At 73.9% G+C, this 568-nt stretch carries 1 protein-coding gene; it reads right to left on the bottom strand.

The window, feature by feature from the left end; translation table 11 throughout:
- A partial coding sequence (locus MFF58_RS31960) for a sugar transferase (protein ID WP_238294356.1) occupies positions 1-568 on the bottom strand: 568 nt, incomplete at both ends.

The following is a 568-nucleotide window of genomic DNA, read 5'->3' as shown; positions in this document are numbered from 1 at the left end:
GTGCGCAGGAGGATGGCGAGATCCCGGCGCAGGCTCCAGCGGGTGGCGTAGTCGAGGTCGAGGGCGACGCGCTCGGCGTAGGTGGTGTCGGAGCGGCCCGAGACCTGCCACAGGCCGGTCACCCCCGGGGGCACGGCAAAGCAGGTGGCGAAGGCGCGGCCGTAGCGGGCGACCTCGGCCGGCACGATCGGGCGCGGCCCGACCAGGCTCATCTCGCCGCGCAGCACGTTCCAGAGCTGCGGCAGCTCGTCCAGCGAGGTCTTGCGCAGAACGTGGCCGATCGGCGTGATGCGCGGGTCGTCGCTGAGCTTGTGCGTCTCCGCCCATTCCGCCCGCGCCCGCGGGCTGGCCGCCAGGTGCGCGGCCAGCACCGCCTCGCCGTCCGTGACCATCGAGCGGAACTTCAGGCAGCCGAAGCGGCGGCCGTCGCGGCCGAGCCGCATGTGCCGGTAGATCGGCGCCTGCCGGTCGCCGGCCCAGACCAGAACCGCGATCAGCAGCAGCAGCGGCAGAAGCACGAACAGCGCCGTCACCGCCACGCCGACGTCCAGGCTCCGCTTGGCCGCCC

It is taken from the genome of Methylobacterium longum (assembly GCF_022179385.1).
In the GTDB taxonomy this organism is placed as follows: domain Bacteria; phylum Pseudomonadota; class Alphaproteobacteria; order Rhizobiales; family Beijerinckiaceae; genus Methylobacterium; species Methylobacterium longum.
Note: the sequence above shows the minus strand (reverse complement) of the source record. Positions and strands in the feature narration are given on the sequence as shown.